The 5,530-nt window shown below is 73.0% G+C and carries 5 protein-coding genes; 2 read left to right on the forward strand and 3 right to left on the reverse strand.

Translation table 11 applies throughout. The features are described 5' to 3' along the window. Nucleotides 1–314: 314 nt before the first annotated feature. The 3 genes from ABD323_RS39140 to ABD323_RS39150 are packed head-to-tail and all read right to left on the reverse strand — an operon-like array spanning nucleotide 315 to nucleotide 3,537. Entirely contained in the window at nucleotides 315–1,394 is a 1,080-nt protein-coding gene (locus ABD323_RS39140) for a threonine aldolase family protein (RefSeq protein ID WP_344446872.1), read from the reverse strand. Continuing rightward, nucleotides 1,391–2,140: an SDR family NAD(P)-dependent oxidoreductase gene (locus ABD323_RS39145; protein WP_344446873.1), complete on the reverse strand. Its 750-nt coding sequence runs from the start codon at nucleotides 2,138–2,140 to the stop codon at nucleotides 1,391–1,393. Before ABD323_RS39145 ends, ABD323_RS39140 begins: the two co-directional genes overlap by 4 nt. Then, nucleotides 2,137–3,537, reverse strand: coding sequence for a DUF6421 family protein (locus ABD323_RS39150; RefSeq protein ID WP_344446874.1), 1,401 nt, complete (start codon nucleotides 3,535–3,537; stop codon nucleotides 2,137–2,139). The genes ABD323_RS39145 and ABD323_RS39150 overlap by 4 nt, the downstream gene beginning before the upstream one ends. Nucleotides 3,538–3,952: 415 nt before the next feature. Between ABD323_RS39150 and ABD323_RS39155 the strand changes: the two genes are divergently transcribed. Continuing rightward, nucleotides 3,953–4,606 (forward strand): DUF5134 domain-containing protein, encoded by a 654-nt coding sequence (locus ABD323_RS39155; RefSeq protein ID WP_344446875.1) that lies wholly within the window; start codon nucleotides 3,953–3,955, stop codon nucleotides 4,604–4,606. A 128-nt stretch (nucleotides 4,607–4,734) separates the two neighbouring features. Continuing rightward, nucleotides 4,735–5,530: M56 family metallopeptidase (locus ABD323_RS39160; protein ID WP_344446876.1), on the forward strand; the 796-nt coding region annotated here is incomplete at its 3' end.

The raw sequence follows: 5,530 nt of genomic DNA on the forward strand, positions 1-5,530 counted from the left end.
GCGTTCGTTTCGTTCTTCATTCAGCTTATCAGACCCGCTCTTCGGCGCTTTCCGATCCGCTTTCCTGCTTTTCGCTTCCGGCCTTTCGGCTTTCCGCTGTCCCAGACTCTAGCAGGCTTTCTGTCGAGCGATTTTCACACTCATCAGACTTACTACTCGCCCCGAAGGGCGGGCCGGGCAACTCGGAGAACACTACGCGGCGCCCGCCCCGACAGCAAATCGTCCCGCCCCGGGAGTCCGGGACGGGACGATCCGCTCGTGGAGCGGGCCCTCAGAGAGCCTCAGCGGGCCTCAGCGGCACTGCGGGGGCGTGCTCAGCCCTCGCGGCCCATCTCCTGCGCGATCGCGGCGGCGAAGGCGTCGATGTCCGCCTCGGTGGTGTCGAACGCCGCCATCCAGCGCACCTCGCCGGTGTGCTCGTCCCAGAAGTAGAAGCGGTACTGCTTCTGCAGCCGCTCGCTGACCTCGCGCGGGAGCAGCGCGAAGACGGCGTTGGCCTGCACCGGGCGGACCACGGTCACCCCCGGGATCTGCCGGACGGCCGTCTCCAGGCGCTGGGCCATCGCGTTGGCGTGGCCGGCGTTGCGCAGCCAGAGGTCACCCGCCAGCAGGGCCTCGAACTGCACCGAGACGAAGCGCATCTTCGACGCGAGCTGCATCGACATCTTGCGCAGGTACTTGATGTTCCGGACCTTCTCCGGGTTCAGCACCACCACGACCTCGCCGGCCAGCAGGCCGTTCTTGGTCCCGCCGAAGGAGAGCACGTCCACCCCGGCGTCCGTGGTGAACTCGCGGAACGGGCGACCGAGCGAGGCGGCGGCGTTGGCGAGGCGCGAGCCGTCCATGTGGACGAGCATCCCGCGCTCGTGCGCGTGGTCGCAGATCGCCTTGACCTCCTCCACCGTGTAGAGGGTGCCGAGCTCGGTGCTCTGGGTGATCGAGACGGCGAGCGGCTGCGCGCGGTGCTCGTCGTCCCAGCCCCAGGCCTGCTGGTCGATCAGCTCGGGGGTGAGCTTGCCGTCCGGGGTCGGCACGGTGTGGATCTTGATGCCGGCGATCTTCTCCGGCGCTCCGCACTCGTCGACGTTGATGTGCGCGCTCGCGGCCGCCACCACGGCGCCCCAGCGCGGCAGCAGGGCCTGCAGCGCGACGACGTTGGCGCCGGTGCCGTTGAAGACCGGGTAGGCCTCGGCCCGGTCGCCGAAGTGCGCCTGGAAGACGTCCTGCAGGTGCTCGGTGTACTGGTCCTCGCCGTACGCGACCTGGTGGCCGTCGTTGGCCAGCGCGATCGCGGCGAGGATCTCGGGGTGGACGCCGGCGTAGTTGTCGCTGGCGAACCCGCGCACGGCGGGGTCGTGGCGCCGCACGGCGTCGGTCCGAGGGGTGGGGGTCATCGGGCTGTCAGCCACAGGTGCTGTCCGTTCAGTTCTGCTGCGGGGCGGTCCCAGAGGCCCGCGAGGTGGTCGGCCAGGTCGGCGGTCTCGGTGAATCCGGTGAACTTGGCCTCCGGCTTCTCGGCCCGCATCTCGGGGCTGAGGAGGGCCTTGATCACCAGGATGACAGCCGCCGCGCTGGGGGTGCCGTCGGCGGCGGTGGTCTCCTTCACGAAGGAGTTGGCCATCGCGAGGGTCCACGCCTCGGTGGCGGCCTTGGCGGCCGCGTAGGCGGCGCCGCCGGCGGTCGGCTTGTGGGCGGCCGAGGCGGAGATCATCGCGAACCGGCCGGCCTGGCTGCGCAGCAGCGCCGGCTGGAAGGCCAGCGAGGTGTGCTGCAGGGTGCGGACCACGGTGTCGTGCAGGAAGTCCCAGTCGTCGATCCGCTGCTCGTGGAACGACTTGCTGCCGCGCCAGCCGCCGACCAGGTGCAGCAGGCCGTCGACGTGGCCGTGCTCCGCCTCCAGGTGGTCCGCCCAGTCGTGGACCTCCTGCGGGTCGAGCAGGTCGATGACCTGCCCGCTGATCTTCGCGCCGGGGACGGCGACCCTGACCGCGCTGGTCGCCGCGTCGAGGCGCTGCTGGTCGATGTCGGCGCCGATGACGGTGGCACCGGCGGCCGCCAGGCGGCGCAGCGTGGCCTGGCCGGCCGGGCCACTGGCACCGGCGACCGCGATCACCTTGTCGTCGAGGGTGTTCGTGCTCACGCGGCGACCTCCTGGATGCCGGCGCCGGTGATGCCGGTGGTGGCGGCGATGACGCCGCTGAGCTTCTTGGCGAGGGCCTCGTAGAACATGCTCAGCGGGAACTCGTCCGGGTGGACGGCGTCGCAGAGCGCCTTGTTGAGTGCCTTGCCGTTGGTGGTGTCCAGCGGGAGGGCGGCCGGTCCCTTGGCCCAGGTGGAGGCCGGGTGCGGGGTCAGGTAGCGCGAGACCAGCTCGTAGGCCGCGATCCAGTGCGCGGTCTTCGGGCGGTCGATGCCGGCCCGGTAGAGCGCCTCGATCTCGGCGCAGAGGCCGTTGGTGACCTCGGCGACCCGGTCCCAGTCGATGCTCAGGCGGTTGTCGCGCCAGCGCAGCGCGTCGTGCTGGTGCAGGTAGGCGAAGAGCAGCTGGCCGCCCATGCCGTCGTAGTTGCGCACCCGGTCGCCGCTGACCGGGAAGCGGAAGAGGCGGTCGAAGAGGATCGCGTACTGCACGTCGCGGCCCTGCTCGTAGCCCTCGGCCTCGAGTCGGACGGCCTCCTTGAAGGCGGTCAGGTCGCAGCGCAGCTCCTCCAGGCCGTACATCCAGAACGGGCTGCGCTGCTTGATCATGAACGGGTCGAAGGGCAGGTCGCCGTGGCTGTGGGTGCGGTCGTGGACCAGGTCCCAGAGCACGAAGGTCTGCTGCGAGCGGGCCTGGTCGCCGATCAGCTCGGTGGCGTCCGCGGGGATCTCCAGGCCGAGCTGGCGCACGGCGGAGGTGGAGACGGCCCGGAAGCGGGCGGCCTCGCGGTCGCAGAAGATGCCGCCCCAGGTGAAGCGCTCGGGGGCCTGGCGGACCGCGACGGTCTCCGGGAAGAGCACCGCGGAGTTGGTGTCGTAACCGGCCGTGAAGTCGGTGAAGGTGATCGGGACGAACATCGGGTTGTCGAAGCGGGTGCGCTCCAGCTCGGCCAGCCAGTCCGGCCAGACGACCTTCAGCAGCACGGCCTCCAGGTTGCGGTCCGGGTTGCCGTTCTGGGTGTACATCGGGAAGACCACCAGGTGGCTGAGCCCGTCCTGGCGGTCGGCGGCCGGCTGGAAGGCCAGCAGCGAGTCCAGGAAGTCGGGCTCGCGGTATCCCGTGTCGGCCCACTTGCGCAGGTCGTTCTGCACGGCCTCCAGGTAGGCCGCGTCGTGCGGGAAGGACGGCGCCAGCTCCTCGATGGACTCCAGCACGGTGGCGAGCAGCGGGTCGACCGTGTGCCGCTGGACGGCGGCCAGGTCGATCGAGCCGTCCTTCGACTGCAGCGGGCGCAGGGCCTCGACCGCGGTCTTGAGCCGTACCCAGGCCGGGTGGTCGGCGGCGGGGGCCGCCGGAAGGTCGGCCGCCGCAGCGAGCCTCGACGAAAGATTCTGCATGGGAGACCTGCCTCGACAGAAGTTATTGAATCAAGGACACGATAAGGACGAAAGGTTCTCCTGTTCAAGGGGGGGTAGCTGAGAAAAACTGCGCACCGTGGGGCATCCGGCCGCAAGGCTTGCGGTTTCCAGGATCCGGACGGCCCGCTGAGACGAGCCTGTCCCGCGAACCGGGTCGCCGCCAGCCGGACGGCCCGATCGGCCGTCCGGGCGGCGCCTCCCGTACCGGCGCGCGTTCCTGACGTTCCGTGGACCGCACTTCCATGCGCCCCGCGCGCGCCCTGCTGGGCGGCGGCGGCAGCGGTGATCGTGGTCGCAGGGCCGGAGCGGGCCGGTCCGGACCGGCCCGCGGCAGGTCGCGCGGATTCGGCGATCGGATCCGAAACCCACCGGTTTCCGGAGCCAAGGGGGGTCGATGCACGGACCAGCCGTCCTCAGTTGGCTGCTGGCGCTGCTCACCGCCGCGACCGGCGCCCTCTGCCTGGCCCGGCTGCGCCGCCCGCCGGCCGGGCCCACCGCCGCGGGCCACGCCGGGCACGGGCACGGCCCGGGGCGCGAGTCCGACGCCGCGGAGGCCGCGATGGGCCTGGGGAGTGCGGCGATGATCACCCTCGGCGACCGCCTCCCGCCACCGCTCTGGGCCGGACTCTTCGGCCTGCTCGCCGTCGGCTTCCTGCTGGCCGCGGCGGCCCGCGGCCCGGCCGGCCTGCGGGCGCACCGCCTGCACCACGCGGTCGGCGCGCTGGCCATGGCGTACATGGCCCTGGCGATGACCGCGGGGGTCCCGCACGCGCACCCGGGGATGGCGATGCCGATGGGGCGTCCGGCGGTCACCGGGGTCCTGCTGCTCTACTTCGGCGGCTACGCGCTCTGGGCCGGCAGCCGGCTGCTGACCGTGCCCGGGCCGGCCCTGGTGGCCGGGCCGGGCGGTACGCGGGCCACCGCGGCGCCGGGCGGCGGGCCGGCGGCGGGTTCCGGACCGGGCGCGCCCTGGCTGGGCGGGGCACTGCCCCGGGCCTGCCGGCTCGCCATGGGCGTGGGCATGTTCGCCATGCTGCTGGTGCTCTGAGGCCGGCGCCGCGGGGCCGGCCGCGTGGCGTTGGTCACTGCCCGCGCACACCGGTACCACCGCTCCCGGCGAGCGCCTAGATTGAGCCGACAGCGTTCTGTCACGCCTTCCCCGGGGGAGCCCCTGCCATGACGGCCCTGCTCGGCCTGCTGCTGCTCGGCGTGCTGTTCTCCACCGCCGGGCCGGCTCTGCTGGCCCGGGCCCGGTGGGCCGGGCGCGAACCGGTACTCGCGCTGCTGGTCTGGCAGTGCCTGGTGGTCGCGGTGCTGCTCTGCTGCCTGCTCGCCCTGCTGCTGGCCGTCGCGGCCGCGCTGCCCGGGGTCCGCGCGCTGGTCTTCACCGGCGCCCCGCACGGGGTGGAGGCGGCCTACGGTCTGGCGGGCGGCGAGGGCTGGGCACGGCTCTGTGCCGCGCTGCTGGCGCTGGGCGGGCTCTGGACGGCGCTGTCGCTGGTCCGGGAGATCCGCGCGGCCCGTGCGCTGCGCGGCCACCGGCACGCCGAGCTGGCGCACCGCGCGCCCGACCTGCCGGCCGGTGTCGGGGACCTGCCGGCCCGCCGCGAGCGCCTGGTGGTGCTGGAGAGCGGACGGCCGGACGCCTGGTCGCTGCCGGGTCCGGCCTCCCGGCTGGTGGTGACCACCGGGGCGCTGAGCCGGCTGAGCGACCGCGAGCTGGCGGCGGTGCTCAGCCACGAGCGCGGGCACGTGCGGGCCCGCCACCACTGGCTGGCGCAGTGCGCCCAGGCGCTGGCCGGCGGGTTCCCCGCCGTAGGGGTCTTCCAGGCCTTCCGTGACCAGGTCGGCGAGCTGGGCGAGCTGGCCGCGGACGACCGGGCCGCGCGCCGGCACGGCCGGCTCACCACCGCCCTGGCGATGGTCGCACTCAACGCCGGGCTCGGGGTGTTCGCGGACTGCCCGGGGCACT

Source organism: Kitasatospora nipponensis (assembly GCF_039528135.1).
GTDB classification, from domain to species: Bacteria; Actinomycetota; Actinomycetes; order Streptomycetales; family Streptomycetaceae; genus Kitasatospora; species Kitasatospora nipponensis.